The 25,340-nt window shown below is 67.3% G+C and carries 25 protein-coding genes; 4 read left to right on the forward strand and 21 right to left on the reverse strand.

The window, feature by feature from the left end; genetic code table 11:
• Positions 1-7 precede the first annotated feature (7 nt).
• Positions 8-2,386 (forward strand): DEAD/DEAH box helicase family protein, encoded by a 2,379-nt coding sequence (locus JNK68_02685; protein ID MBL8539258.1) that lies wholly within the window; start codon positions 8-10, stop codon positions 2,384-2,386.
• Between the two features lie 481 nt (positions 2,387-2,867).
• Here the strand turns inward: JNK68_02685 and JNK68_02690 are convergent, their stop codons facing one another.
• The 19 genes from JNK68_02690 to JNK68_02780 form a co-directional block, all read right to left on the reverse strand.
• Complete coding sequence (locus tag JNK68_02690) at positions 2,868-4,433, reverse strand: hypothetical protein (GenBank protein MBL8539259.1); 1,566 nt, start codon at positions 4,431-4,433, stop codon at positions 2,868-2,870.
• A 117-nt stretch (positions 4,434-4,550) separates the two neighbouring features.
• Positions 4,551-5,867 (reverse strand): cation:proton antiporter, encoded by a 1,317-nt coding sequence (locus JNK68_02695; protein ID MBL8539260.1) that lies wholly within the window; start codon positions 5,865-5,867, stop codon positions 4,551-4,553.
• Positions 5,864-6,598 (reverse strand): 3-oxoacyl-ACP reductase FabG, encoded by a 735-nt coding sequence (fabG, locus tag JNK68_02700; GenBank protein ID MBL8539261.1) that lies wholly within the window; start codon positions 6,596-6,598, stop codon positions 5,864-5,866. The genes JNK68_02695 and fabG overlap by 4 nt, the downstream gene beginning before the upstream one ends.
• A 5-nt stretch (positions 6,599-6,603) precedes the next feature.
• Entirely contained in the window at positions 6,604-7,050 is a 447-nt protein-coding gene (locus JNK68_02705) for a 3-hydroxylacyl-ACP dehydratase (GenBank protein MBL8539262.1), read from the reverse strand.
• Positions 7,047-7,832: a beta-ketoacyl synthase chain length factor gene (locus JNK68_02710; GenBank protein ID MBL8539263.1), complete on the reverse strand. Its 786-nt coding sequence runs from the start codon at positions 7,830-7,832 to the stop codon at positions 7,047-7,049. Before JNK68_02710 ends, JNK68_02705 begins: the two co-directional genes overlap by 4 nt.
• Positions 7,829-9,016: a beta-ketoacyl-ACP synthase gene (locus JNK68_02715; GenBank protein ID MBL8539264.1), complete on the reverse strand. Its 1,188-nt coding sequence runs from the start codon at positions 9,014-9,016 to the stop codon at positions 7,829-7,831. The genes JNK68_02710 and JNK68_02715 overlap by 4 nt, the downstream gene beginning before the upstream one ends.
• Complete coding sequence (locus tag JNK68_02720; GenBank protein ID MBL8539265.1) at positions 9,013-9,747, reverse strand: class I SAM-dependent methyltransferase; 735 nt, start codon at positions 9,745-9,747, stop codon at positions 9,013-9,015. The genes JNK68_02715 and JNK68_02720 overlap by 4 nt, the downstream gene beginning before the upstream one ends.
• Positions 9,744-10,538, reverse strand: a complete 795-nt coding sequence (locus JNK68_02725; GenBank protein ID MBL8539266.1) for a polysaccharide deacetylase family protein — start codon at positions 10,536-10,538, stop codon at positions 9,744-9,746. The genes JNK68_02720 and JNK68_02725 overlap by 4 nt, the downstream gene beginning before the upstream one ends.
• Positions 10,535-12,856: an MMPL family transporter gene (locus JNK68_02730; GenBank protein MBL8539267.1), complete on the reverse strand. Its 2,322-nt coding sequence runs from the start codon at positions 12,854-12,856 to the stop codon at positions 10,535-10,537. The genes JNK68_02725 and JNK68_02730 overlap by 4 nt, the downstream gene beginning before the upstream one ends.
• Entirely contained in the window at positions 12,853-13,338 is a 486-nt protein-coding gene (locus tag JNK68_02735; GenBank protein MBL8539268.1) for an outer membrane lipoprotein carrier protein LolA, read from the reverse strand. Before JNK68_02735 ends, JNK68_02730 begins: the two co-directional genes overlap by 4 nt.
• Positions 13,339-13,411: 73 nt before the next feature.
• Positions 13,412-14,326: an acyl-CoA synthetase gene (locus tag JNK68_02740; protein MBL8539269.1), complete on the reverse strand. Its 915-nt coding sequence runs from the start codon at positions 14,324-14,326 to the stop codon at positions 13,412-13,414.
• Positions 14,323-14,619, reverse strand: a complete 297-nt coding sequence (locus JNK68_02745) for a beta-hydroxyacyl-ACP dehydratase (protein MBL8539270.1) — start codon at positions 14,617-14,619, stop codon at positions 14,323-14,325. The genes JNK68_02740 and JNK68_02745 overlap by 4 nt, the downstream gene beginning before the upstream one ends.
• Before the next feature lie 9 nt (positions 14,620-14,628).
• Positions 14,629-15,984 carry an acyl-CoA synthetase gene (locus JNK68_02750; protein ID MBL8539271.1) on the reverse strand — a complete coding sequence of 452 codons (1,356 nt, stop codon included), beginning with the start codon at positions 15,982-15,984 and terminating at the stop codon, positions 14,629-14,631.
• A gap of 23 nt (positions 15,985-16,007) precedes the next feature.
• A complete protein-coding gene (locus JNK68_02755) occupies positions 16,008-16,631 on the reverse strand; it encodes a hypothetical protein (GenBank protein MBL8539272.1) in 624 nt (207 codons plus the stop codon).
• Positions 16,628-16,930, reverse strand: coding sequence for an acyl carrier protein (locus tag JNK68_02760; GenBank protein MBL8539273.1), 303 nt, complete (start codon positions 16,928-16,930; stop codon positions 16,628-16,630). The genes JNK68_02755 and JNK68_02760 overlap by 4 nt, the downstream gene beginning before the upstream one ends.
• 12 nt (positions 16,931-16,942) lie before the next feature.
• Positions 16,943-17,713 carry a glycosyltransferase family 2 protein gene (locus JNK68_02765; GenBank protein MBL8539274.1) on the reverse strand — a complete coding sequence of 257 codons (771 nt, stop codon included), beginning with the start codon at positions 17,711-17,713 and terminating at the stop codon, positions 16,943-16,945.
• Positions 17,710-18,513 carry a 1-acyl-sn-glycerol-3-phosphate acyltransferase gene (locus tag JNK68_02770; protein MBL8539275.1) on the reverse strand — a complete coding sequence of 268 codons (804 nt, stop codon included), beginning with the start codon at positions 18,511-18,513 and terminating at the stop codon, positions 17,710-17,712. Before JNK68_02770 ends, JNK68_02765 begins: the two co-directional genes overlap by 4 nt.
• 32 nt (positions 18,514-18,545) lie before the next feature.
• The gene (locus JNK68_02775) at positions 18,546-19,448 is read right to left on the reverse strand and encodes a hypothetical protein (GenBank protein MBL8539276.1); all 903 of its coding nucleotides are present in this window, start codon (positions 19,446-19,448) and stop codon (positions 18,546-18,548) included.
• A gap of 170 nt (positions 19,449-19,618) precedes the next feature.
• The gene (locus JNK68_02780) at positions 19,619-20,944 is read right to left on the reverse strand and encodes an FAD-dependent oxidoreductase (protein ID MBL8539277.1); all 1,326 of its coding nucleotides are present in this window, start codon (positions 20,942-20,944) and stop codon (positions 19,619-19,621) included.
• 181 nt (positions 20,945-21,125) lie between these two features.
• Between JNK68_02780 and tadA the strand changes: the two genes are divergently transcribed.
• The 3 genes from tadA to JNK68_02795 all read left to right on the forward strand — a co-directional run bounded on the left by tadA (position 21,126) and on the right by JNK68_02795 (position 22,989).
• Positions 21,126-21,596, forward strand: a complete 471-nt coding sequence (tadA, locus tag JNK68_02785; protein MBL8539278.1) for a tRNA adenosine(34) deaminase TadA — start codon at positions 21,126-21,128, stop codon at positions 21,594-21,596.
• Between the two features lie 8 nt (positions 21,597-21,604).
• Positions 21,605-22,144, forward strand: coding sequence for a L,D-transpeptidase (locus tag JNK68_02790; GenBank protein ID MBL8539279.1), 540 nt, complete (start codon positions 21,605-21,607; stop codon positions 22,142-22,144).
• A 104-nt stretch (positions 22,145-22,248) separates the two neighbouring features.
• Positions 22,249-22,989 carry a beta-ketoacyl-ACP reductase gene (locus tag JNK68_02795; protein ID MBL8539280.1) on the forward strand — a complete coding sequence of 247 codons (741 nt, stop codon included), beginning with the start codon at positions 22,249-22,251 and terminating at the stop codon, positions 22,987-22,989.
• Positions 22,990-23,053: 64 nt separating this feature from the next.
• On the opposite strand, the gene mtnA is transcribed toward JNK68_02795, so the two are convergent.
• Positions 23,054-24,097, reverse strand: coding sequence for an S-methyl-5-thioribose-1-phosphate isomerase (gene mtnA / locus JNK68_02800; protein ID MBL8539281.1), 1,044 nt, complete (start codon positions 24,095-24,097; stop codon positions 23,054-23,056).
• A 10-nt stretch (positions 24,098-24,107) separates the two neighbouring features.
• The coding region (locus tag JNK68_02805) for a class II aldolase/adducin family protein (protein ID MBL8539282.1) at positions 24,108-25,340 on the reverse strand (1,233 nt) is incomplete at its 5' end.

Genomic DNA, 25,340 nt, shown 5'->3' on the forward strand with positions numbered 1-25,340 from the left:
CGACTCCTTGGCCGTGCTGCAGGCGGAGAACGAGCGACTGATTGCGCTCCTGGAGGCAAACGGGATCGAGTGGCGTCCGACGCCTGAACCCAAAACGTCTCCTCCGCAACCCGAATCGTCGCGGTTCTCCACCGAGGCGAAAGTGGCACTCTTTCGCCGGCGGTTTCAGGGTCGCACGGATGTCTACCCTGTGCGCTGGGAGAGCAGGACGACTGGCAAGTCGGGTTACGCACCTGCCTGCGCGAACGAGTGGCGCGCCGGAGTTTGCGAGAAGCCACGAATCAAGTGCGGAGACTGCCCGAATCGCTCATTGATCCCGCTTTCGGACGCTGCCATCTACGCCCACTTGGTCGGTGACCAGACGATCGGTGTTTACCCGCTGCTGGAGGACGACAGCTGTTACTTCCTCGCGATCGATTTCGACAAAGCCGAGTGGAGAGAGGATGTTCGAGCCTTCGCCGGTTCGTGCGCCGATCTCGGCGTTCCGGTTGCGGTCGAGACTTCTCGCTCGGGAAACGGGGCGCACGCCTGGATCTTCTTCGCAAATCGCGCATCGGCCCGGGACGCCCGTCGGTTGGGCACGGCCATCATCAGTCAGACCTGCGCGCGCACGCGGCAACTGGAACTCTCGTCTTACGACCGACTGTTTCCCAATCAGGACACCATGCCCAAGGGCGGCTTCGGCAATCTGATCGCCCTGCCGCTGCAGAAGAAGCCTCGGGAGAGCGGCTTCACTGTGTTTGTCGACTCCGACCTGCGACCACACCTGGACCAGTGGGAGTTCCTGGCGTCGATCCAGCCGCTGTCGCCGCACGACATCGAGCCGACGATCGTTCGGGCCACAGGCGGCGTGCATCCCCTCGACGTGACCTTTGTCGACGATGAGGATCTGGCGACGCCGTGGAAGCGCACTTCGTCACCGCCTGCGAAGATCCCGGGCGCGATGCCGAAGTCACTCACCGTGACCTTGGCGAACCTCGTCTACTTCGAGAAGGCCGAGCTCCCTCAGCCATTGGCCAACCGCCTGATTCGCCTCGCGGCGTTTCAGAACCCGGAATTCTACCGGGCACAGGCCATGCGGCTGTCGGTGTGGGACAAGCCGCGGGTGATCGGTTGCGCCGAGAACTATCCCCGTCACATTGCACTGCCGCGCGGCTGCCTCGATGCCGCGCAGGACTTGCTGCGTGAAACCTCAATCCGCTGTGATCTGAGGGACGAACGCAACGCCGGCGAGCCGATTGATGCCCGTTTCGTCGGGACGCTTCGAGCTGATCAGGAGGCGGCTGCTGCCGCGATGCTCCATTACGACGTGGGCGTGCTGTGCGCCCCAACCGCATTCGGCAAGACCGTCACCGCTGCCGCGATGATCGCGCGCCGTGGCGTAAACACCCTGGTGCTGGTGCATCGAACCGAACTGCTCAAGCAGTGGCAGGAGAGATTGCAGACGTTTCTTGGTGTGTGCGGGGATGTGGTCGGGACCATCGGCGGCGGCAAGGCAAAGCCCACCGGCAAGATCGACATCGCGGTGATGCAGTCGCTGTCCCGCAAAGGCGAGGTCAATACCCTCGTCGAGAACTACGGCCACGTCATCGTGGACGAGTGCCATCACGTCGGCGCGGTGTCTTTCGACGCCATCCTGAAGCGATGCAAGGCCAGGTACGTGCTCGGCCTGACCGCCACGCCGATCCGGCGTGATGGTCAGCAGCCGATCATCTTCATGCAGTGTGGACCGATCCGGCACACGGCGGCGCGACCTCTCGACGTCCTCCACGACCTGGAGGTGCTGCCTCGATCATGCTTTGCTCGAATCGATCTGTCGCCGCAGTCTGGGATTCAGGAGGTGTTTCGGCACCTCGCGAACGATCGGGCGCGGACAGCGGCAATCGCCGCAGAAATCAGGAATGCGTTCGATCAGGGCCGCAAGGTGCTGGTCCTAACCGAGCGCACCGAGCACCTCGACGCCATCCAAGTGGCGTTGGGTGCAGAGGCCCCGCCACGTTTCGTTCTTCACGGACGGATGTCCAGGAAACAGCGCGCCACGCTCATCGCAGAACTCGATGCGCTGCCACCCGATGCGCCGCGTATTCTGCTCGCCACCGGCAAGCTAATCGGCGAAGGATTCGACCATCCGCCCCTCGATACCCTGGTCCTGGCGATGCCCATCTCGTGGAAGGGAACGTTGCAGCAGTATGCTGGCCGGTTGCATCGAGAGCACGCCGACAAGGCCAGCGTTCGGATCATCGACTTCGTGGATGCCGGGCACCCGGCTCTACTGCGAATGTGGGACAAGCGCCAGCGCGGCTACCGTACGATGGGCTATCGGATTGCCGAAGCGCAGACCGTCATGCAGGTCATGCCTCGATCGATACATCCGAACGCGCCTTGATTGATGCACCTGACGGTAAAAAAACAGGCTGAGAAGTGAGTCGGGACAACAGCCTATGGCGTTTGATGCCGGCCCGTCTTGGTCGTGTCCCTTGACCGAGATGAACGCGCGTCGATACGATCACCGACGGTCCTGGGACTCGATAGAAGTCGATAGATCTCGAAAGCAGGCCATCATGGACGCGCCGACGGTTCTCGATAGATGTCGATCGATGGTGAAAGCTGCGCGAGGGGATCCCACTCGAAGTGGCGGTACATCTGACGGTAAAACCAACGCGGTTCGACGCGTTGCCCAAGCGAATCAACGGCTTGCATAAGCTGTTGACGATCGAGTGGGAATGAAACCCGGACCTTTGGGGGAGCCGAACGACTCCATAACTCAATGATCTAGCTAGAAAGGATGGCGAAAGCCACGCTGTACAAGAGTCCTCAGGCAGGATCTGACGTTCATTCGAGTACTTACTAAAAATCACCTAGGCAGGTCACCGTTTCCACTCGTCCCGCCACACATCAAGTGGAATTGGTGCGCTCAGTCCGTTCCGTCTCTTGGCACGTTGGCGCTCTTCTTGATGCATGGCGAGGGATAGGTACACAAGCGCTGACCGGGCCAGTTGCAGGAGCCGCAATGTCTTGGTCTCCAAGTCTGAGCGCGTAATGCGGTAGGCCAAATTGTCGTGGAATAGGGAGCCACCCGCAGGAACGGATGTCATGTGCACCTTTACGTATTTGTGCTCAAGGTGGTTTCGAAGTTCGGCCAAGGCACGAGCGTCGGGTTCTGTCGTACCCTTCACGTCCTTTTCGAAGAGATCTTTACTGAGCCAGTACAAGCCACGAAGCGGCCAGTTTTCTGACTTGGCGATAGGAACGCGCAAGGGCCCACCCTCCTTCTCGCGCCAGATCGTCCTAAAGCTGATTTGGCGTTCGGCGACACGCAAACCGAGGTAGAAATTAAGGAAGTACGCGATCTTGTCGAAGATCGAATAACCCAGCCGAAAGGCCGTTTTCGCCTTCTCGACTGAGAGTCCATACGATGGATAGTCGAGCGTGTTGAACAGCAATACACCGCGATCTGAGAAGTGCATTTCTTCCGAGTGCATCGCTTCCCACAACAACCACCGCGCTGAGGCGAACAACTGCTTGAGTTCGTTGAACATCCCGGTAACGATCGGCGGTTCGCCCGCCGGCAGCACGAAACTCGGCAGGCTCAGGATGTCTTGGGCGGCGATCGGTGCAGGATCGACATCGTTCAACGGATTGAGAAACAGCGTGTGCTTCAAGCACCAACGTCGATAAACCTGTTCCGTTTGCCCTTGGCCAAATGGCCAAGCCATCGGCTCGTATGACTTACGGATAGCGTCTAGGTCGTAGCGCTGAGCAATTTGCTCGGCCCGTTGCTCAAACACTTCCCGCAAGCCGCGATCGTCTAAAGACCCGTGTGTTTGTGCAGCTTCGGCTAGGTCATCGTGAGCTCGAAGAGCGAACACACCTTCATGTCCTGCGTCATAGAGTGCCGACGCGTAGAACATAAGCCCGCCACCCCGATTCGCCCGTGCCATCCAGAACTTGGGGTCAATGGCTAGCGCTGAACTCCAGCATGCGCGGGCGTCAACGAAACGGCCGACTGTATCAAACTGATTACCGAGATTGGTCAGAATCTGGCATTGCCGAGTCGGTTCAATCGCGGCAAAACCAGGGCCTTGCGCCGCACGACGCAGCAAGAGTATCTGCTGTTGGATCTCGGGTTGCTCGAAATCCCACAATCTGTCGCGTTCTCGGTAACGTCGCTGGTATCGGCATGCCCATGCATTGGCGCGAAAGTAGTCGAGTAACGTCCGGTGCTCATCTCTTAAACCGCAGGCTTCCAGTTGGTGCGCAAGTTCAAGTGCGTGTTCGACGAGGTCCAGATTGTCGGTATCGCAAGCCAGATCTACCAAGTCGCCTATAGTGTCCAGTGCGTTCGTGGCAGGTAGCCCGTCTAGATTCGGTTTATCGACGTTCTGGTTTTCCATCACACCATTCTCCCGCTTCACGATGAACTGGAGCAGCAATCCGGCTATCGCAACCTTCTCGAAGTGAGGTGGTGGAACAACAGTTCCACGCTGCCGTAAGTGCGATCTGGTTGGGGTCTATTCATTACGGCCGGCAGAAACAGGTGATATCCGCGCTCAAGCGGCCTCCCCAGCCGCCGCCGCACTGACCGTTGCCGGGCGCGAACGCGGGAGGAAGTGTCGCAGCGCCGGCGTGGTGAGCACGGTGCTGAAGATGGCCATGATCACCAGGATGGTGAACATGGGCTGGGAGATCACGCCAAGTTGGTAGCCGACGTTGATCACCACCAGTTCCATCAGCGCGCGGGTATTCATCATGAAGCCGAGGATCGACGATTCGGCGTGGTTGAAACCGGAGAATCTGGCGGCCAGGTAAGCCGCGCCGAGCTTGCCCACCGTCGCGAGCAGCACGGTGGCGGCGCACCATCCCCAGCTTGCGAGCGAGTCGAGCGAGCCGATGGACGTGAGCAGTCCGGTATACGTGAAGAAGATGGGCAGGAAGAACACGTTGACAAAGTCGCCGATGCGCTCGCGCCAGGCGTGGACGAACTCGGTCTCGTCGAACAGCAGCACGCCCATCATGAATGCGCCGAAGATGGCGAAGATGCCGACGCCGTAGGTGGCCATGGCGGCGGTGAAGATGACGGCCAGCATGAGTCCCAGCAGGTTCGGCGGCAGGCGCCCGTGGCGCGGCGGCATTGCGCGCACCGCACGCTTGAGCAGCGGTCGCACCAGCCAGGTCGACGCGCAGACGAAGAGCGCCACGGCGCCGACGCGTGCAGCGAACAGCGTGCCGTCCCATTGCGAGGCCGCGAGCGCGGTGACGAGCGCCAGCAGCAGCCAGCCGATGACGTCGTTGATGGCTGCGGCGCTGATGGCGATCACGCCCAGCGGCGTGCGCGTCAGGTCGAACTCAAGCATGATGCGGCCAAGGATGGGCAGCGCCGTGATCGAGAACGCCGTCGCGACGAAGAGCGCCGAGTTGAAACGATCTGCCTGCGGCGAGAGCACCGGCGCCGCGGCGTAGCCGAGCGCGAGGCCAAGGGCAAACGGCGCGACGAGGCACGACAGCGAGACCGACAACACGGCCTTGCGATTCAGTCGCTCCGCCAGATGCTCGAAGTCGAATTCGAGGCCGATCTGGAACATGAGCAGCACCAGCCCCAGGCTCGACAGGATCTGCAGGGGTTCCGGCGATGCCGAGCGGAACACGAACGCGAAGGACTGCGGCGCCAGCAATCCGAAGAGCGACGGGCCGAGCAGAATGCCCATGACGATCTCGCCGACGGCGGCTGCCTGGCCGACGCGGCGCGCGAGGATTCCACCTACACGACCGGCCAGCACGATGATGGTGAGTTCGAGCAGCGTCGCGAACAGCAGCGATTCCTGGCGGTGTACCGCCGTAGTGGCGACGGCGGAGAGTGTATCGGTCATGCAATGCCTCCGCTCACGGCGATGATCTGGCCGGTGATGTAGCCGGCATCCTCGGAACTCAGGAACTGTATCAGCGCCGCGACCTCATCGGGGGTGCCGGCGCGCTGCATGGGCACGAGCTGCGCGATGCGTTCGGCATCGAAGGCGGGTGCGCTCATCGGCGTGTCGATGATGCCCGGCGCCACCGCGTTCACGGTGATGCCTCGGCTCGCCAGCTCCTGCGCCAGCGCCTTCGTCGCCGAATTGAGCGCCCCCTTGGCCGCAGCGTAATTGACCTGACCACGATTGCCGATCAGCGCGCTCACCGACGAACAGTTGATGATGCGGCCCCAGCGCGTGCGGATCATCGGCAGCAGCAGCGCCTGGGTGACGTGATAGAAACCGTCCAGCGACACGTCGATCACCGAGTGCCATTGCTCGTCGCTCATGCCGGCGAGCACGGCATCGGCGTGGATGCCTGCGTTGTTGACGATGATCTGCACGGGGCCCGCTTCGAGTATCGCATCGAGCGCGCTCCTGACGGCAGTCGCATCCGTCACGTCGAAGCACAGCGGCGCCGCACTGCCGCCGCCGGCGACGATCTCCTGCACGATTGCCGCTGCAGATTCCGGTCGGGTGTTGGCGTGCACGTAGACGTGATGGCCGGCAGCGGCCAGACGTCGGCAGATCGCCGCGCCGATACCGCCGCTGCCACCGGTGACCAGTGCGCGCCGGGTCGCTGGAGATTGCATGAGGATCAGGTAACCGGATTGGCGAACTGCGCGGCGTCGAGCACGACGGCGGCGCGCCCCGACATCAGCGCCCGCTCGCTGCTGCGCAAATCGAACTCGTACAGAATGGTAACAGCATCCCCGCTGACCCGGCGAGCGCAGACGAGGACATCGCCGGGCAGATCGTCCAGACGGTCCACCAGCAGGCGCACGCCGCGCACCGAGGCCAGATATCCCGGCGGCGTCGCGGCAGCGGAGAGCAGTGCGCCGTGGATCGCCATGGATTGCGCTGCGTATTCGATGCCGCTCACCGCCGGCAGGCGGTCGCGCGAGCGCAGTGGATTGGACGGGTCGCGATGCGTGAGCGTGCGGCAGACGATGCTGTGCGCATCCCATTCGACGACCTCATCGATCAGACACATCTCGCCCTGGTGTGGAATGTGGCTGGCGATCCACGCGCGGTTCCGTCTCATGCGTCGATCGTCACGGCCAGGTGGCGTGGCGCAAGGTAGGGCAGGACGATCCCGCCGGTCTCGCCGAGCGCCAGGCGTTCGAGCAGTGATAGCGCGCGTGCCGCCGGAACGTTCTCGCGCAACGCGTCGAGCGCGGCGGCGCGCATGCGGCTCGGCGCCGCCTCCCGCAACTCCACGCGAATGCACATGCCATCCGCATCGACGTGGTCCGGCGCCAGCACGAGGGCGACGCCGAACGCATCCGCGAGGGGCCGCTTCTCGTGCAGCGGCGACGGATACGGCGTGTCGTAGCTCACCAGCAGCACCGGCTCGGCGCCGGTGACGCATTGCACGAGGGCTTCGAGCAGACCGGCTGCGAAGCTCGCGTCGTATGCGCAGAGCACGTTGCCCGCGCGCATGGCACCCGTGGCGATGCTCCAGTAGCCGGCCGGGGCGTTGTGCACGGAGTTGTGAAAGTGCGTGGGAGAAACCTCCCGCGGGCCGGCGAGGGACTCGCAGATCTCGTGACAGACGCGACCGTCCGACCCCGACGAGCAGAACACGCTGGGCAGTTGCGCCGGGTCGACCCGCGCCGCCTGCACCGCTTCCCAGCCGCAGGTGAGCGCGAGCTTGACCGAGGCGGTGCTGCGCCGGCGTTCCGCCGGCGGCAGCAGTTGCGGCGGCGTGAGCACGGTCGGCGCCGGCGTATAACCGGCCGCACCGCGCAGGATCGCAGCGCACTCCGGCCAGCCATTCAAGCCCGGACCGCGCACGCCGATGCCGCGTACCCGAGCGCGCATCATGCGGCGCGCCCGAAGACCAGGCTGCAATTGGCGCCGCCGAAACCGAAGGAATTGCTGAGCACGTGCGAGAGCGGCCTCTCCTGGTATCGGGTCGCGTAGGCGAGCTGCAACTCCGGTTCGATCTCCTGCACGTTGAGACCGGCCGGAACGACGCCCGCTTCCAGCGCGATCAGGCTGATCACCGCTTCGAGTGCGCCGGCGGCGCCGAGCGCATGGCCGGTTGCCGCCTTGGTCGAACTGCACGGCGTTGCCGCGTCGAAGAGGGCGTTGACAGCCTTGCTCTCGGCCTTGTCGTTGCCGGGCGTGCCCGTGCCGTGCAGATTGACGTAATCGATGCGCTCCGGCGTGAGCCCCGCCGCTTGCAGGGCTTCCTGCATCGCCAGCCGGGCACCGAGTCCTGCGGGATGCGGCGCGGACATGTGGTGCGCATCGCTGCTTTCGCCCGTGCCGAGCAGCGCCAGCGCGGCATCCCCGTCGCGTGGCTCGCGTTCGAGCAGGACGAAGGCGGCCGCCTCGCCGATGGACAGGCCGTCGCGCGCCGCGTCGAAGGGGCGGCACGGGCGCGAGGACGTAAGCTGCAGGGAGTGGAAGCCATACAGCGTGGTGAGGCAAAGCGAATCCACGCCGCCCACCAGCGCGGCATCGATCAGGCCGCAAGCCAGCATGCGCGCCGCCTGCGCGAATACCTTGGCACTCGACGCACAGGCGCAGGAGACGGCGGCGGCAGGACCGGCGATCCCCAGGTACTGCCGCGTGAAATCCACCACGGAGAAGGAGTTGTGCGTCGTCGCGTAGAGAAAATCCGCGGGCAGCGCGCCGTCGGCCCCGCGGTGACGGTAGGCGATCTCGGTCTGCAGGATGCCGGAGGTGCTGGTGCCGATGAAGACCGCGACACGCGCCGCGCCGTAACGGTCGATGCACGCCTGCACCGCCGCTTCCAGGCCGTCCTGACGCAGCGCCAGCAGCGCGAGCCGGTTGTTGCGACACTCGAAGCGGGCAAGTGCTGCCGGCAGTGCGACTTCGTCCACTCCGGCGACTTCTCCCACGTACGTGTCGAGATCGACGGTGTCGAAGCGGCAGGGCGCCAGTCCCGACCGCTCGGCGAGCAGTGCCGCGCGGGTGGCGGCGAGCCCGGCACCGAGGCAGCTCACGGCGGTGTGGCAGGTCGCGAATACCGGAGTCATGGCGCGCGCGCGATCAGCAGGGTGTTGGCGAACGAGCTGCCGCTGCTGCGTGGCAGCGCTCGGGCGTCGAACCCGCAGTGGCGCAGCAGCTGCAGCCACTCCTGCGCACTGCGGCAGGAGAATCGAAACACGCGGCGGTCGCGCACGAGGTCGTTCATGCGGTCGATCAACCGCGCCAGATGATAGGACAACGCAGCCCCGGCGTTGGCGATCCGCAGGACTAGCACGCCGCCCGCCGGCAGGCTCCTGCGGATGCGTTCGAGCAGCAGCTGCTGTTCCGCGTAGTCGATGAAATGCAGCACGTCGAGGATGACCACGGCATCGGCACCGTTCAAGTCCGCGGCGCGCATGTCCTGCACCTGGAAATCCGCGTGGTCGCCCAGTGCGGCACGCGCACGGCGGATGCTCGCCGCGCGCAGATCGACTCCGCGGGTGCGCTCGAACGCGGGCGGTTCCGGCCAGCCCGCCGGCCACGGACCCTCCGCCCGCTGTGACTGCGCGGCGAGCAACCAGGCGCTGAGCAGTCCCTGACCGCAGCCGAGGTCGACCAGCTGGCGGCGTCCGCGCAGCGCCCCCGACAGCAGCACGTCCGTGAAGAGCGGGTCGGCGGCGAGCTTGTGGCGCGCAAAGTGAAAGGCGAAGCGGTCGGCCTTGCGGAAACAGGCGCTGGCGCGTGCGCACATCCGTGCGCGGACGGCCTGCGCGTCGGTTACCGGGTGCGGTGCGTTCATGCGGCCGATTGGACAAGCGTCACCGGACGCAGGTCGGCGCGCCGGATGTCGGCCATCAGGAGCGGCAGTACCTCGAGCGCGACCGGTGCACCGGCGGGCGTGAGTGCCGTGTGGCCATCGTGCAGCAGCAGGATGTCGCCGGCGGCGAGCCCGCGCGCGAGCAGCCGGTGCACTAGCGGCACGTCGCCGCTTTGCGTATCGAAGCCGCGCCGCGTCCAGCTGGCGAGTTGCAGGTCGAGCTTGGCGAGCACGTAGTCGAGAAACGGATTGCGCAGACCGGCAGGGGCGCGGAAGAAGCGCGGCAGGCTGCCGGTGGTCTGCGCGGTCGCGTCCTGTGCCATGCGCACCTCGCGTTCCATGCGGCGCGGGCCGAGCAGCGGAAAATACCAGCGGTGATGCTGGCTGTGATTCTCGACGCGGTGACCGCGCCGGCAGATCTCGCGTGCGAGCCGCGGCTGCGCGAGGACCTTCGCGCCCACGCAGAAGAACGACGCACGCACGTCGAGTGCATCCAGCAGATCGAGCAGCCGCGGCGTGACATCGGGATCGGGGCCGTCGTCGATCGTGAGGGCGACCTCGCGGCGCGCTGCAGCCGGCGCCGGCAGCCGCACCCAGTTCGGGCCGAGCAGACGGCTGCGCGGCAGCAGCCCGGCGGCGCCGAGCACGGCGTGATTCGCCGCCACCGCGCCGAGCGCCCACGGCCAGCTCCAGGGCTGGCTCGCCGCCAGCACGACCGCGCCCGTGTGGAGCAGGGCGGAGGCGGAAATCGACGGCGCCGGCCGCCAGTTCATGTCCGTCGCTCCAGACCGCCCCACAGCAGCGCGGAACAGACGAGCGCCAGCAGCGCGCCGGGTGCGACGGTCTCGCCCAGCGCAGAGAGCACGGGAACGTCCGCCAGGGCGAGCGTGCCGAAGGCGATCACCGTCGTCGTGTTGGCGACGAGGAGCGAGGCCAGGGTGGCGGGGAAATCCATGCGCACGAAGAAGAGGGCGTAGTTGGAGCCGATGGCGACGACCAACAACATGCCCACCAAGTGCAGGATCGTCAACTGCCTGCCCGCGAGCACGAGGAGCGCCGTCACCGCGGTGACCGCGACCACCAGCGGTGCGAGCACCTGCAGCAGGCGGCGCGCGCTCTTCAGGGTGACGGCGAGCAAGAGGCAGATGCCGGCAAGGCCGAGCGCCGACAGCCGCAGGGCTTCGTGCAGATAGGCCTGGTACAGGTCGTCCGAGGCCTGCTTGAGATCGAGGACCGCAAGGCCGCTGACCGGGTGCTGCACGAAGGCTGCACGCACGGCCCGTATGTCCAGCGCCCGGTCCGCCGGCGCGTGCAGGGGAAGCAGGATCCGGAATTCACCGTTCGAATGATTGGTGAGGGAGTCGATCGCAGAGGCGAACGAGGTGCCGTCGAGCGAGGCGCGCGTCAGGGGCGCGGCGTGCCGCGCGGCTTCGACGTCGCGAAAGAAGGGTTCGAGCCGCTCTGCGCGCAGCGGCAGTCCCTGGAGGGCGGCACCCGTGCGCTCACGGAGTTCATCGGGCGGGGGCAGTGCGGCGCGGCGCACCTGCTGTGCGGCAAGACTGGGCAGGAACAGCGCCGGACTGTCGTAGCCCCCGATGGTGGCCGCCGCCTGCAGCGCATCCAGCACCTGGCCTGCCTGCTCGGCGGACTGCAACGCGGCTTCCTGCGTAGCAGCGGAGATCGCTACCAGTGCGCCCGGCTCGGCGGCCCCGAGTTCGGCCCGCAGTTGTGCGTCGATGCGCTGCGCGGCGAGCGGCACCGGACTCAAGGCGATGAGTTCGCTGTTCCAGAACGGGGCGCGATGCGCCGCCAGCGCGACGAGCGCGCCCGCGAACAGCAGCGTGGTGATCCCCCAGCCGGTGCGGCGGCGCGGCAGGTGGGTGGCGATCCACGCGCCGAGCGGGGTCAGATCGCGCACCGCGAAGTCCCGCGGCAGCAGGTCCGGCAGCACGAAGCGCGTGAACAAGCCGGCGCACAGCAGGCCGGCGATGGAGTAGAGGCCGAGCTGGGCAAGTCCGGGAAAGCCCGACGGCAGCAGCGAAGCGAAGCCGATGACCGAGGTGAGGAGTCCCAGCCGGATCGTCGGCCATTGCTCCGTACGCCAGCGCGAGGGATCGGCTCCGCGGCTTCGCGACTGCACGAAGAGATAGATCGAGTAGTCCACGGCTTCGCCGATGAGCGTGGCACCGAACCCCAGCGTCACCCCATGCACCATGCCGAACCCCAGCGCCACGGCGGCGATGCCGGCGAGCGCGCCGCACGCGACCGGCAGCAGGCCGAGCGCGAGCGCAGTGAACGAGCGATAGGTGGCGTACAGCAGGGCGAAGATGGCGAGCGCGCTGAACACCGCGAGCCGTTTCGCCGCGTGCTCGATGCCGTCGCGTGCGGCCACGGCGAATACCCCGGGTCCGGAAACGATCAGGCGCAATCCCGGGTCGGCGTGCGCTTCGAAGGTGCGGCGCACTTCCGCAATGGCACGGGCCTGCGCGTCGGTGTCGGCGCCGGCGGCCGCGGTCTGCGCCAGCAGCAGGGCGCGTTCTCCCGAGGGCGAGACCCAGACGCCGCGATCGCGATGCGGCGGCACTTGGCGCTGCAGCCGGGCGACGATGGCCAGCACCTCACCGGTCGGATCGGCGGCGAACAGCGGTTTCAGCAGCGCGCCCGCGGGGGAGGTGAGCGCGTCGATCGAATCCGCGACGGCGGCATTGATCCCGCTGACCTCGAAGCGCTCCCGCGTCACCGCGGGGCTCAGCACGTAGCGGTGTTCGAACAGGAAACGCTGGTCGGCCGCTGCGTCTGCCGGCGTGCCATTGTCGACGCGGGCGAAGACGGGGTCCGCGCGCAGCGCCGTCGCCAGCGCCTGCGAAGTCCGTACGCGCGCTTCCGGTGCGCCGCCTTCGATGGCGATGAGCAGCACCCGCGAGAGCGGTCCGTCGCGCAGCTGGTCCACCAGCAGCGCCTGCTCCGGCGTCGCATGCCGCGGCAGGAAGGCCGAAAGATCGGTGCTGTAGTGCGCGCGGAGCACCACATACGCCGCGCCGGCCAGCAGCACTGCCGCCGCGAGCACCCGCCAGCGGGCAGCTTTGCTCATGGAGCCGCCGGCCCGATCGACAGCTCGGAGCGGTCGCCATCGGCCTGCAGGATGTCCATGCGATCGATCCGGCCGCTGCGGCCGCGGATCTCGATCTGCCTGACACCGCCCGCGTCTGGTGCCTCGAGCGGCGTGAGCCGCAGCGTCCAGCCTTCGAGGGTGCCGGACATCTCGACGCGGAAGTGCCGTTCGAGTCGCGCGCGATCGCCGGCCAGCGTGGCGCGGATGCTGTCGATGAACGGCGCCGCCTGCGGAAACTCCGCGAGCGTCACCACGTGCTTGCGGCTGCCCTGTTCGACCGTAAGCACGTCGCCTTGCGCCGAGAGGGTCATGGGGCGCGGCTTGAGCGTGCGCTTGACGAGCAGATCGGGCGGCTCGAAGACGAGCTCGCCGGAGGATTGCGCGGGCTCGTCCAGCACCGCCGTGTAGTGCCTCTCGGTGAAGCTCACGCGTCCATGCGGCGTGCGTTCGAGTTCTGCCATCAGCGCGTCGATAGCGTCAGCCGCCTGTGCGGTGGCGACACGGAGTGCGAGGCCGGCGAGAAGAATGCTGAGACTAGCCGTCGTGCGCCTGCGGCGGCCAAAATTCGAAGAAGTTGAACCAGTCATAAGGATCGAGGCGGCAGTACTTTTCCAGCAGGCCGACATAGCGGTCGACGGCCGCTGCCACGCAGGCATCGCGCTCGGCGCGGGAAACCGCGGAAAAGTCTGCCACAGCTTCGAACACGAGGTGGTAGCGATTGCCGCCGCGATACAACCCCGCCATGAAGATGACCGGACGCCGCAGGATGGCGGCGGCGCGCATCGGGCCGAGCGGAAAGTCGGCGGGCGCGCCGAGGAAGGGGACGCGTCGCACCGGTTCCTCAGCCAGCGTGCGGTCGGCCAGAAAGCCGACGAAAGCGCCCTCGTCCAGTCGCTCGCCGATGCGCAGCATGGAGCCGATGTCACCCAGCGGCTCGATCTCCGGCGGGGAATCGGGGCAGATGGCCGCCAGCGCCGCATTGAGCTGGCGCGCATTCTCCTCGTACATGGCCATCACCACCGCCAGGCCTGCGCGATGCCGCCCCAACGCGCGCATGACCTCGAAGCTGCCGAGGTGAGCGCCGAGCAGAACGCCGCCGCGCCCGGCCCGTATCGCCTCACGCAGCAGCGGTTCACCTTCGATCGAGATGTCGAATTCGTGGAAGCGGTCGTTGAGCAGGAATACCCGGTCGTGAATCGTGGTGGCGAAGTACAGCACCTGCCGGAAGCGGTCGCGTGCAGCAGGACGGCGGCCGAGTGCTCGGCGCAGATAGCCGCGCGAACTGCGCCGCGCACGCGGCGCGAACAGGAAGAAATACAGTGCGATGGCGTACAGGATGACGCGCGTCGGGCGACGTCCGCAGCGCAGCGACAAGGCGATCATGGCACGCAGGAGCGCGCCGCTGCCGCGCTCCCGGCGGCGCGTCCACTCGGCGTTCGCGGCCTTCATGCCGGGCCGAAGGTGCCGCGCGCCACGATCTCATTCGCGGCGCGGATGCGCCACTTCACCGTTTCGCCCGCGGCTGCCTCGTGCTCGACGTGCAAGACATCGCCGGGCCGCACCACCCGCAGGAACTTGGCGGAGAGGATCTGCCAGCGCTGCGGCGGATAACAGCGGGAGGTCGCCACGCAGTGCAGGGCCGCGTCCAGCAGCACGACGCCGGGCAGGACCGGGTTGCCGGGAAAGTGACCGGCATAGGCCGGATGATCTGCGGCGAGCCGCAGCTCGGATACGACTTTCACAGCCGCGGCTCAGCCGTCGTGCTCGCGTTCGAGGAGGGAGCGCGCCAGCGCCTGCAGCGCGTCCTGCGACAGTTTGCCGGTTGCGTTGCGGGGCAGTCGCTCGACGAACAGCAGGGGACGCGGCAGGAAGACGGCGTCGATGCGCGAGCGCAGCGCCTGCAGGATGGTAGGCGCGTCGAGGGTGGGGGCGACCACCAGCGCGCCGAGCCGGCTCACGCCGACTTCGGACGGCAGCGGCTCGCGCAGAAAGAAGGCACCGTCCACCACGCCGTCGATGGCGTTGAGCTGGTGGTTGAGATAACCGAAGGAACCGCGCTTGCCGGCGATGTTGACCAGATCCGTGTTGCGGCCGTGGAGATGGAAATAGTGCTCGCCGATCGGCTCGAGAATGTCGTTCAGCGCGGTGCGCGTTTCGACGTGGCCGCCTTCGGCGAAGGCCTGCCCGCCCTCGAGTTGCAGCCGCACCCCGGGCCAGAGGTGCCACCGCGCGTCGCGCGTGGTCAGCCGCGAGGCGATCTGCCCGGTCTCGGTGGCGCCGTAGATTTCGACGAGCGGTGCCTGGAACGCTGCCTCGGCCTGTCCTGCCAGCGCATCGGCCAGGGGTGCGGTTGCGCATACGCACAGGTCGACCGACGGCAGCGTCACGCCGCAATTGAGCAAGGCGCGCAGGTGTATGGGCGTGGTGACCAGCACGCGCGGACGTGGCAGCTTGGACAGCGCGAGTGCGATGTCCGCCGGATAGAACGGCCGCTCGGCGCAGAGGGCAGCGCCGCTGGCGAGCGGCATCAGCACGGTGGTCTCGAAGCCGTACATGTGCTGCGGTGGCACCGTGCCGAGGATGGCGGGCAGATGAGTGCGATCGATGCCGAGACGCTCGGCCTCGGCGCACACCGAGAGGAGCAGATTGCCCCAGGTCTTGGCGTGCGGGACGGGCGCGCCGGTGGAGCCCGAGGTAAAGACGAGGGCGGCGAGGCCGCCGGGGTCGATCCGGGGCACTTGCCAGTTCCCCACGGCCGGGCGGAGGACAGCGGGGTAGACCAGCCGCGGCAGATCGATGGTGCAGCCGGGGTCGTCCGTGAGACAGTGCGCGTCAGCGGCGAACTCGCGCAGCCAGCGGATGACCTCCGGCGTGTGGGTGGAGGGCAGCAGACTCACCTTGCCCGTGACGAGCGCGGCGCACAGTCCCACGGCGAAGTGGTAGCGATCGGCGCATGCGTTGAGCAGGTGCCGGCCCGGCGGCAGGATTGCTGCCACCTGCTGCAGCTCGGCGAGAAAGCGCGCGGCGGTGATCGCCTTGCCGTGCCGATAGGCGATGGTGGAATCGGACGCGTGACCGATCAGCGGGACGGGCGAGTCGAATCCCACGGTGGCCGCGCGTTGCCGGGGGATCAGCGCCGCGCCGCGTACAGGCGCAGGGCGGCGAACAGGCTGGCATGCGCGGTGCTGCGCAGGACCCGATGGCGCACGGCGTACTCGCCGACGAACATCGCGGCCACCAGAGGCAGGGCCCACAGATTGGTGAACGCCGCCCAGACCCGCAGCGGCGCGATGACGAAAAGCAGCACGCCCCCGATGCCCATGCCGGCAAAGAAGAGACTCCAGGCGAGGGTGACGCGTCGCGTATAGCGCTGCTCGGCCGGCGTGAGCGGCCCGTGCAGGCGGTCCGCCCACTCGGTGCACAGCGGCACGCGGTGCGCGCACAGCGTGCGCGCGAACATGACGAAGAGCAGTCCCCACATCGCAATCTGCTGGATGAGCACGAGGAGCGGCGCATTGCGTTCCAGCGCGGGCCACGTCAACGAGATCGCTGCGACGGCGATGGCGGCGACGGCTGCGGCGGCGGTCGCTCCGCGCACGCGCCAGGCAAGGCCGGTGAGCATGAGAAGCAGCGGCGTCAGCGCAAGGCTGGCGGCGAGAACCGGCACGGAATGCGCGGTGCCGAAGTAACAGGCGAGGTCATAGGCGACGGCGCCTGCCGCCAGCACGAGCACTCCCGAGTCGATCCGCCTCATTCGCTCCGATGCGCCGCGATGTAGTCGCAGAGCGCCTGCAGGGACGCAAAGATCTTCACGTTGTCGCTGTTGTTCGCGCGCAGTTGCACGCCGTAACGCTTGGAGACCACCAGCGCCAGTTCGAGAATGTCGATGGAATCGAGGCCCAGGCCTTCGCCGTACAGCGGCGCCTGCGGATCGATATCGCCAGCGTCGACTTCCAGATTGAGTGACCCGACCAGGAGCTGCGCGACTTCGTGCAGCAACGCGGCGTCTGCCAGCGGCCCGGTCGACTCCCTTCGCGATGCGTTCTCGGACATCGGGCCAATATACTATAGGCCCCGAGTCCTGTTCCACCGGCGCGCCAGGAGCCCGGGCAGGCGCAGCAGGAAGCCTGCGAAAAGGCGGATGTGCATCCAGGTCAGCAGGGCGTTGTCGCGCCCGTACCTGAAATGCGACACGCCACCCTGCTCGGGCCGCAGGTAGCGGACGGCGGTCGGCATATTCCGCGGCGTGACCCCGTGCCACACCATGCGCACGACGGCCTCCGTGTCGAAATCGAAGCGTCGCATCCAGCGGCTCGACCGCATGATCGACACGAGCGGCGCGATGGGATAGACCCTGAAGCCGAAGAGCGAATCGTGCACGCCGCTCCACAGCGTTTCCAGGTTGGTCCAGAAGTTGGAGACGCGCCGGCCGCGCACGCGGATCCGCGGCGCACTCGCATCGAACACCGGTTCACCGAGGATCATGCTGTCCGGATGTTCCCGCGAAGCGGCCATGAAGTCGCCGATGCGCTCGGCGGGGTGCTGGCCATCGGCATCCATGGTGAGGGCATGTGTGAAGCCCGCTGCCTGCGCGGCGGCGAGGCCGGCGAAAACGGCGGCACCCTTGCCGGCATTCCTGGGCTGGATCAGAACCGACAGGCCGGAGTCATGCCGTGCCATGCGCGCGAGTTCTTCGGTGGTGCCATCCGTGCTGCCATCGACGACGACCCACACCGGAGACCACTGGGCACGGGCGTTGCGCACGGTGTCGTAGACCAGCGGGCCGGGATTGTAGCTGGGGATCAGTACCAGGTGGGTCGTGCTCGGCGTGCTCACGCGTCCGGTGCTGCCGCGAATTCCGAACGCGGTGGAGCGCGCCGCTTGAGCCAGAGATTCTGCGGCGCGTTGGCCAGCTCCGCGGCGAAGTACTGCTGCAGTTCGGCGACGAGTGCCGCGGCGTCCTCCGGCGGATCGAAGCGCTTGCCGAGCCGCACGCGGTAGGTGATCGGCAGTGTCGGGCGCTGAAACAGCGGCCAGCCCTTGCCCAGGTAGGGAGAATCGGTTTCCACCAGCAGCGTCTGCACGGGAACCCGCGCGTGCTTCGCGATCACGCCGATGCTCGACTTGAGCGGATTGATGGGCGGCCGCTGCGTGCGCGTGCCTTCGGGGAACAGCAGCAGCACGCTGCCGCTTTGCAGTTGCCGCACCGCCTCCTTGATCATCTGGCGCGGCGAATCGTTGCCGATATAGCGCGCGAGCCGTGCGCCGGCACCGAGGAAGGGATTGCGCATGAGCGCGGACTTCATTACGCACACGATATTCGGGTGGCGTGTGAGTATCAGCAGGGCATCGATGAGCTGCGGGTGGTTGGGCGCGAGGATGAGCGCCGGTTCGCCGCGCAAGGCGTCGATGGCGCCAAGGTCGAGTTTGTAGGCGCCCATGGCCTGCAGCGTCAGCACGTACGCGGCATAGCCCAGCTGGATGGCGCGGCGCCCGATGCGGGTGCCGAGCGTCGCCGGCAAAACAAGGTGGAGCGGCAGCGCGAACAGATTCCAGATGAGGCTGATGGTGCCCAGGATCGCGAGCGAGGCATACAGCGTCAGATACTCCAGCAGGATTTTCCCGGTTCGTCGCATGGGCGAGTGCTTCCGGTCGAGATTCCAGTCCTTCAGGCGTCCGTCGAATGGCCGCTCGCCTCGATTTCCACCAGCAGGTCCGCGCGGCACACGTCGGCTTCAAGATAGACCACGGATGTGGTCGGCTTCAACCAGCGGGCGAGTTCTCCGGCAATGGCCGGCTGGTCGGGCCGGTGGCGTACGTAGACCTTGAACTTCAACGCGTCCATGGCAAAGCGCTGCAGGCGATCGCGTCGGTTGGCCTCCTCGAGCAGGGCCGTGATGTTCTTCATGGTCTCGCGCGTCTGCGCGGTGGCGTCACCACGGTGGACGGTCTCGTGCCCGACGATGCTGGCGGTGCCCGACACGAACAGGTGCGCGCCGGCGGGCGCGGCGAGAATGCAGGCACGCGAGAAGAGCGGACTGTGCTCGCCGTACTGCCTGGGATAGCGGTAGGCGCTCACCTGCCGCGGATTCTCGATCATGACCGGAACGTGGCGCGCGGCGAGAAAATAGATGCAGACGGGGGATCCGCTGCGGGAACCGAGGGCGCTGGCGGCGGGGATGTTGCCGTGTTCCGTCGCCCCCGCCTGGGCGAATGCCGCGTGGCGCGCCGCGTTGAAGTGGCGGTAGCGCTCGTCGCCCTCGCTCTCGGTGTTGATGTCCGGCAGGTAGTGCCAGACGCGGACGAGGCGCGCGTGGCCGCTCTCGTCGAGCACGGAGAAGATGTCCCGGTAGGCGAGTTCGGTGGCGGCCCGCAGTGCCTGCGCCGGGGAGTCACCCCGTTCGCGCGCCAGAGCGGCCTCATTGATGCGGACACAGCCGAACAGCAGCTGTTCGCACTGACGGTAGCGCACGCAGCCGCGCTCGCGCAGTCCGTTCCCCGACGCGGCGCCGGCGGCGTCCACGCGCCACACCTCGCACACCGCCGCGCCACCGCCGATGAGAGGCGTCATGCTCGCTGCGACCGGCACCTGCACCGGGATCCGGTCCGGCGGCGGGCTGCCGAAGCCGACGACGCCAAGTACGCCTCGCCACCACGACGACGACTGCCGCAGGAGCCGTTCGAGCGGCAGGTACTCGACCACGAGTGCGGCCGGTCCGGTCATCTGCCTGCTGCCGGGTACTAGACGTCGGCCGATCGGATGTTGAAGGCGCGGCGCCGCCACGCGCGCAGGGACCGCTGCGGGTGAAACGCACAGTCGAGGTAATAGAGGATCTTGAAGGCGCGCAGGCTGGCCCAGATCGGAGTGCGTCCGAAGATGTCGCCCGCCAGCACCGACAGCAGCGCTTCCTTCATGCGCAGCACGTTGCGCGGCGCCAGGAAGAGCTCGCGCATGGTCGGATTGGTGACGCGATAGATGAACCAGGAGAACTCCTTCGGGCCGTGCCGCATCAGGCGGTCATAGCGGCGCAGCGCGGCGCGGGCCTCGTGCGGGGCGGTGAGGATGCGGTCCAGGGTGATCGCCGCCTCCAGACCGGAGTTCATCGCCAGCATCACCCCCGACGAAAACACGGGATCGATGAACGCGTAGGCATCGCCGGCGATCAGGTAGTTGGGGCCATGACTGCGCAGCGAGGAGTACGAGTAATTGCCGGTCGCCTCGACCGGCGAGGCCAGTTCCGCATGCCGCAGGCGTTCGGCGAGCGGGGGACAGAGCGCGATCGTGTCGCGGAAGAAATCGGCCACCGGCACCTTGCGGGACTGCAGATAGTGGGGCCACACCACCGCACCCACGCTGGTCACGCCATCGCGTAGCGGGATGAACCAGAACCATCCGTGGTCGAACCAGTAGATGCTGATGTTGCCCTCGCGCCGGTCGCAATTGCGCACGGCACCGGTGAAATGCGCGTACAGCGCCGAGCTCGCGTGACGCCGGTTGCGGCGCTTGATGTCGAAATGCTTGCCGAGGAGGGTGTCGCGCCCCGAGGCGTCGATGACATGACTCGCGTGCCAGGACTGGCGACGACCATCCTCATGTTCGGCGTGCACGCGCACACCGGCACCGCCTTCGAGGAACTCGACGTGGCGCACGCGGCAACCCTCGATGGCCTGGGCGCCGCGGGTGGAGGCGTTGCGGAAAAGGATCTCGTCGAGTTCCGAGCGGCGTACCTGATAGGCGTATGGCTGCGACTTGTCCCAGGTGTCCGCGAACTCGAACTGCTGTTGCCTGCCGTCGGCGGAGGAGATGAATTCCGCTCCCCATTTCAGCATGCCGATGTTGCGCACCGAGTCGGCCACGCCGAGGCGTGCGAAGATCGGCAGGTTGGCCGGCAGGAGGGATTCGCCGATGTGAAAACGGGGATGGCGGGATTTCTCCAGCAGCACGACACGCCGCCCGCGGGCAGCCAGTTCCGTGGCGGCCGTCGAACCCGCCGGACCGCCGCCGATGACCACCACGTCGGCCAGGTCCGCAGACCCGCCCGTCGTGGGATCGGCGTCTTGATTCATGATGGATGCTTGCATGATCGCGCAAGTGTAGCCGCTTTGCCGCCTGCGAGCATGTCCCGGGACCTCCGCCACGGACGCACGCGGTTTAAGGCCGCGACACGATCGAGGCCGCGTCCGGACACACGGCTTGCTTCTGCAGGCCCCGGTCCGCACAATGCGCTTCGACCCTGTCGCCGCTGCGATGAACACCCTCCTCGATTCGGACATCTTCTTCATGCGCGAAGCCCTCGCGCTTGCCGCGGAGGGAGCCAGCTGCGGCGAAGTGCCGGTGGGGGCCCTGGTCGTGCACGACGGCGAAATCGTCGGGCGCGGCTTCAACCAACCGATTGCATCCGCCGACCCCACCGCCCACGCGGAGATTGGAGCGCTGCGGGCCGCCGCCGCCCACCTTCGCAACTATCGGCTCACCGGCTGCACGCTGTATGTCACGCTTGAGCCGTGCGCGATGTGCGCAGGCGCGATGTTGCATGCGCGCGTCGAACGACTCGTGTTCGGCGCCGGCGACCCCAAGACCGGTGCCTGCGGCAGCGTGATCGATCTCTTCGCGAACGAGCGCCTGAACCACCACACGCAGGTCGCCGGCGGAATCCTGGCGGCGGAGTGCGGGGCGCTGCTCACGCGCTTCTTTGCTGCCAAGCGCGCGCTTGCCTGAACGGCCCGATGACGACGATCACGATCGACGTCCCGTCCCAGACGCTCGAACTGCGCGGTGACCGCGGCGAGGTGCTGCGTCGCTATGCCGTCTCGACGGGTGCGCGCGGCGTCGGCGAGAAGTTCGGGAGTTACTGCACGCCGCGCGGGCGCCACGTCATCCGCGCGAGGATTGGTGCCGGCGCCCCACCCGGGGCGGTGTTCGTGCAACGTCGGCAGACCGGAGAGGTCTACAGTCCCGAACTCGGCGCGCGCTTCCCCGGCCGCGACTGGATCCTGACGCGCATCCTGTGGCTCTCGGGCCGCGAGCCGGGCTTCAACCGGCTGGGTGATGTGGATACCATGCGCCGCTTCATCTATATTCACGGCACGCCCGACGAAACCCCCTTGGGCGCACCCGGATCGAAGGGCTGCGTACGCATGCGCAACAGTGATCTCATCGACCTCTTCGACCGCGTCGCGGCAGGTACCCCGGTCGACATCGTCGCACCACGCACACCGGATCGGGTTCCGGAGCAAGCAGCGGAAGACGCAACGGATTCGGCCTGATCAGGCCCGGCGGCCGGCCCGCAGAACAAGCGAAGTGTCACCCGGTGTGTCCGCGCGAGCGGATCGCCATCTTTCCCAACACTCAAACCAAAGGAGGCGGACAAATGCGGCTCAAGGACAAGGTTTCCATCATCACGGGCGCGGCCAACGGCATCGGCAAGGCCACGGCACTCAAGTTCGGTCAGGAGGGCGCCAGGGTCGTGGTCTGCGACCTCAAGCAGAACGAGGTCGATGCCGTCGTGGATGAGATCAAGGGCGCCGGCGGGCAGGCCATGGGTGCCGTCGTGAACGTGACCAAGGACGCCGACATCAAGGCTGCGGTCGACGCCGTGGTGAAGGCATGGGGCCGCGTCGACGTGCTGGTGAACAATGCTGGCATCACCATGGACTCGACCATGAAGAAGATGACCGAGGAGCAGTGGGATCGCGTCATCGACATCAACCTGAAGGGCGTCTGGCGCTGCACGAAGGCGGTGACGGACATCATGCTCGCGCAGAATTCGGGCGTGATCCTCACCACCTCGTCGGTGGTCGGCATCTACGGCAACTTCGGCCAGACCAACTACGCCGCCACCAAGTTCGGCGTGATCGGCATGACGAAGACCTGGGCCAAGGAACTCGGCAAGAACAATATCCGGGCGGTAGCCGTATGCCCTGGGTTCATCGGCACCGAGATGGTGCGGGCGATGCCGGAGGAGGTCATCAAGAAGATCGAGTCCGGCATCCCGATGCGCCGGCTGGGCAAGCCCGAGGAGATCGCCAACACCTTCGCCTTCCTGGCGTCCGACGAAGCCGGCTACATCACGGGCGTCGCCATCGAAGCCTCCGGCGGCGTCGTGCTCTGATCCCGATCTCGCGTTTGTTCGCTAGCGATCTGCGGGCCGGACCTCAAAGTCCGGCCCGTTTGTTTCAGGCGGCGAAGGCGCGGATGCGTGCGGTATCCGGCCGGTCGATCACGCCGCGCTCGGTGATGAGCGCGCTCACCAGTGCGGCAGGCGTGACGTCGAAGGCGGGGTTGCGCACGGCGATCCGTTCCGGCGCCCAGCGCACCTCGCGAAAGCCGGTTACCTCGGCGGCCGGCCGCTCCTCGATCGGGATCCCGGCGCCGCTTGCGAGCGCGAGGTCGAGCGTCGAAAGCGGGCAGGCGACATAGAACGGAATGCCGTGGCGCTGGGCGAGCACCGCCAGCGGATAGGTGCCGATCTTGTTCGCCACGTCGCCGTTGGCGGCAACCCGGTCGGTGCCGACGATGACCGCGTCCACCTCGCCGCGGCTCATGAGGTGTCCCGCGGCGACGTCCGCGATCAGGGTCGCGGGGATGCCGTCCTCGAGCAGTTCCCAGGCGGTGAGGCGCGCGCCCTGCAGGAACGGGCGCGTCTCGTCGACGAAGACGCTCACCCGCTTGCCGGCTGCCACGGCCGACCGGATGACGCCGAGCGCGGTGCCGTGTCCGGCGGTGGCGAGCGCGCCAGCGTTGCAGTGCGTGAGTACCCGTGCGCCGTCCGCGATGAGCGCGGCCCCGTGCGCGCCGAGTGCGCGGTTCGCCGCGATGTCCTCGTCGCGAATGGCGTGTGCCTCGGTGAGCAAGGCGGCGGCGAGCGAGGCAGGAGCGCCGGCTGCCGCGGCGTCCAGGCAGCGCCGCATCCGCGCCACGGCCCACGAGAGATTGACCGCGGTGGGACGGCTCGCGGTGAGCAACTCTGCTGCGTCCTGCATCCGGACGAGGAGATCGTCCGCTGCGAGCTGCTGCAGCCGTGCCGCCTCGACCGCGAGGCCATAAGCGGCCGCGCAACCGATCGCGGGCGCGCCGCGCACCACCATGTCACGGATCGCCGCCGTGGTCTGCGCGGCCGAGGTGCAGCGCACGTAGGCGAAATCGAGCGGCAGCGATCGCTGATCGATCAGTTCCAGCGCGTTGTCGCGCCAGCGCAGGGTCTCGACCTTGAGCGACATGGTTCCGCTCTCAACCCGTTGTCCGGGGCAGCGACGCGATGCGTTCGACGCGACCCCCCACCGGCGATGCGGCAAGCAGCGGAGCGGTGTCATCGGCGATGCGCGTCTCGTCGTCGGTGCAGACGAGGAGATCGAGTCCGCCGAAAGCGAGCAGCGCCTCGTCGAGGAAGGCGTCCCAGCCGGCCTGCGTGGCATCGGCGGACGCGAAGGTTTGCACCGCATCGCCGGCATCGACCCCCGGCAGCGATCCGCGCCCGGCGATGGCCACCGCACAGCCTTCACGCACGAGCTGCTCGATCCGCCGTGGCGCCGACTCGAGCGCCGCCGCCGTCACGCCGGCTACCTGACCGAGGAGCGGCCGATCCGTCGCGACGCGCGCGCGCTCGCGCGCCTCGAACCCGCCGTATTCGACCTCCGCGCGGGCCATGAGCGCCGCCGGTGCCGCGCGGTAGCGGTCGTGCGCCTGGGCGCGCGACATGATCTCCATGTCGTGGCGGAAGATCTCCGCTGCGATGCCGGCGTGCGTGGCGCTGACACCCAGGGCGCAGACGCCGACATCGCCCAAGACGGCGATCCGCGGACTCGGATTGACGGCCTGGGCCGCCTGCGGGGGAAGCGCTCCCGACAGGTATGCGCGATAGCGCTCGACGAAGCCAGACACGTCGGCGTCGAGCAGGGGCACGCGGCGCCCGAAGATCGCGTGCTGCGGCGTCGCCGGTCCATGTCCGCACAGTTCTTCGAGGTCGTCACGGCGGGCGAAGTGCCGCGCGAACGGATCGCGCATCACCCGCATCACGAGCGGGAAGCCGGCGGCGCGCGAGATGGCAGCGCGCAGTCGCGCAACCGCCGGGCGATCGAGCGGCGGCGCGGCCGATGCCGCCGCCGGCAGCGCCCAGGCGCCGCGCCGGTCCAGGTACGACTCCGCCATCGCCGCGAGACGGATCATGTTCTCGTAGGACTCGCGCGCGTCGTCGGCGAACGCGACCACGCCGTGAAACTGCAGGACGAGCCCGATCGTCCTGTCGCCGGCGCGACGGTGGTGGACCTCAAGGCAGGCGCGTGCGAGATCGAAGCCCGAGTGGCGGTAGGCAACCGTAGGCGCGGAATCGCCATAGAGGTCGGCGAGAATGCGCTCCCCGTTCCCGGTGTTGGCGACCGCGAGAACGGCGTCGGCATGCGTGTGCTCGACGAAGCGCGCGGGCAGCGCCGCGTGCATGAGTGTTTCGACGGAGGGTTTCGGTGC

It is taken from the genome of Betaproteobacteria bacterium, from assembly GCA_016791345.1.
Lineage (GTDB): Bacteria > Pseudomonadota > Gammaproteobacteria > Burkholderiales > JAEUMW01 > JAEUMW01.

Coding starts and splice junctions, on each gene's coding strand:
- JNK68_02695 (MBL8539260.1), bottom strand. CDS start 5,867: ATGACCGATACACTCTCCGCCGTCGCCACTACGGCGGTACACCGCCAG.
- fabG (MBL8539261.1), bottom strand. CDS start 6,598: ATGCAATCTCCAGCGACCCGGCGCGCACTGGTCACCGGTGGCAGCGGC.
- JNK68_02705 (MBL8539262.1), bottom strand. CDS start 7,050: ATGAGACGGAACCGCGCGTGGATCGCCAGCCACATTCCACACCAGGGC.
- JNK68_02710 (MBL8539263.1), bottom strand. CDS start 7,832: ATGATGCGCGCTCGGGTACGCGGCATCGGCGTGCGCGGTCCGGGCTTG.
- JNK68_02715 (MBL8539264.1), bottom strand. CDS start 9,016: ATGACTCCGGTATTCGCGACCTGCCACACCGCCGTGAGCTGCCTCGGT.
- JNK68_02720 (MBL8539265.1), bottom strand. CDS start 9,747: ATGAACGCACCGCACCCGGTAACCGACGCGCAGGCCGTCCGCGCACGG.
- JNK68_02725 (MBL8539266.1), bottom strand. CDS start 10,538: ATGAACTGGCGGCCGGCGCCGTCGATTTCCGCCTCCGCCCTGCTCCAC.
- JNK68_02730 (MBL8539267.1), bottom strand. CDS start 12,856: ATGAGCAAAGCTGCCCGCTGGCGGGTGCTCGCGGCGGCAGTGCTGCTG.
- JNK68_02735 (MBL8539268.1), bottom strand. CDS start 13,338: ATGGCAGAACTCGAACGCACGCCGCATGGACGCGTGAGCTTCACCGAG.
- JNK68_02740 (MBL8539269.1), bottom strand. CDS start 14,326: ATGAAGGCCGCGAACGCCGAGTGGACGCGCCGCCGGGAGCGCGGCAGC.
- JNK68_02755 (MBL8539272.1), bottom strand. CDS start 16,631: ATGAGGCGGATCGACTCGGGAGTGCTCGTGCTGGCGGCAGGCGCCGTC.
- JNK68_02760 (MBL8539273.1), bottom strand. CDS start 16,930: ATGTCCGAGAACGCATCGCGAAGGGAGTCGACCGGGCCGCTGGCAGAC.
- JNK68_02770 (MBL8539275.1), bottom strand. CDS start 18,513: ATGCGACGAACCGGGAAAATCCTGCTGGAGTATCTGACGCTGTATGCC.
- JNK68_02775 (MBL8539276.1), bottom strand. CDS start 19,448: ATGACGCCTCTCATCGGCGGTGGCGCGGCGGTGTGCGAGGTGTGGCGC.
- JNK68_02780 (MBL8539277.1), bottom strand. CDS start 20,944: ATGAATCAAGACGCCGATCCCACGACGGGCGGGTCTGCGGACCTGGCC.
- tadA (MBL8539278.1), top strand. CDS start 21,126: ATGAACACCCTCCTCGATTCGGACATCTTCTTCATGCGCGAAGCCCTC.
- JNK68_02790 (MBL8539279.1), top strand. CDS start 21,605: ATGACGACGATCACGATCGACGTCCCGTCCCAGACGCTCGAACTGCGC.
- JNK68_02795 (MBL8539280.1), top strand. CDS start 22,249: ATGCGGCTCAAGGACAAGGTTTCCATCATCACGGGCGCGGCCAACGGC.
- mtnA (MBL8539281.1), bottom strand. CDS start 24,097: ATGTCGCTCAAGGTCGAGACCCTGCGCTGGCGCGACAACGCGCTGGAA.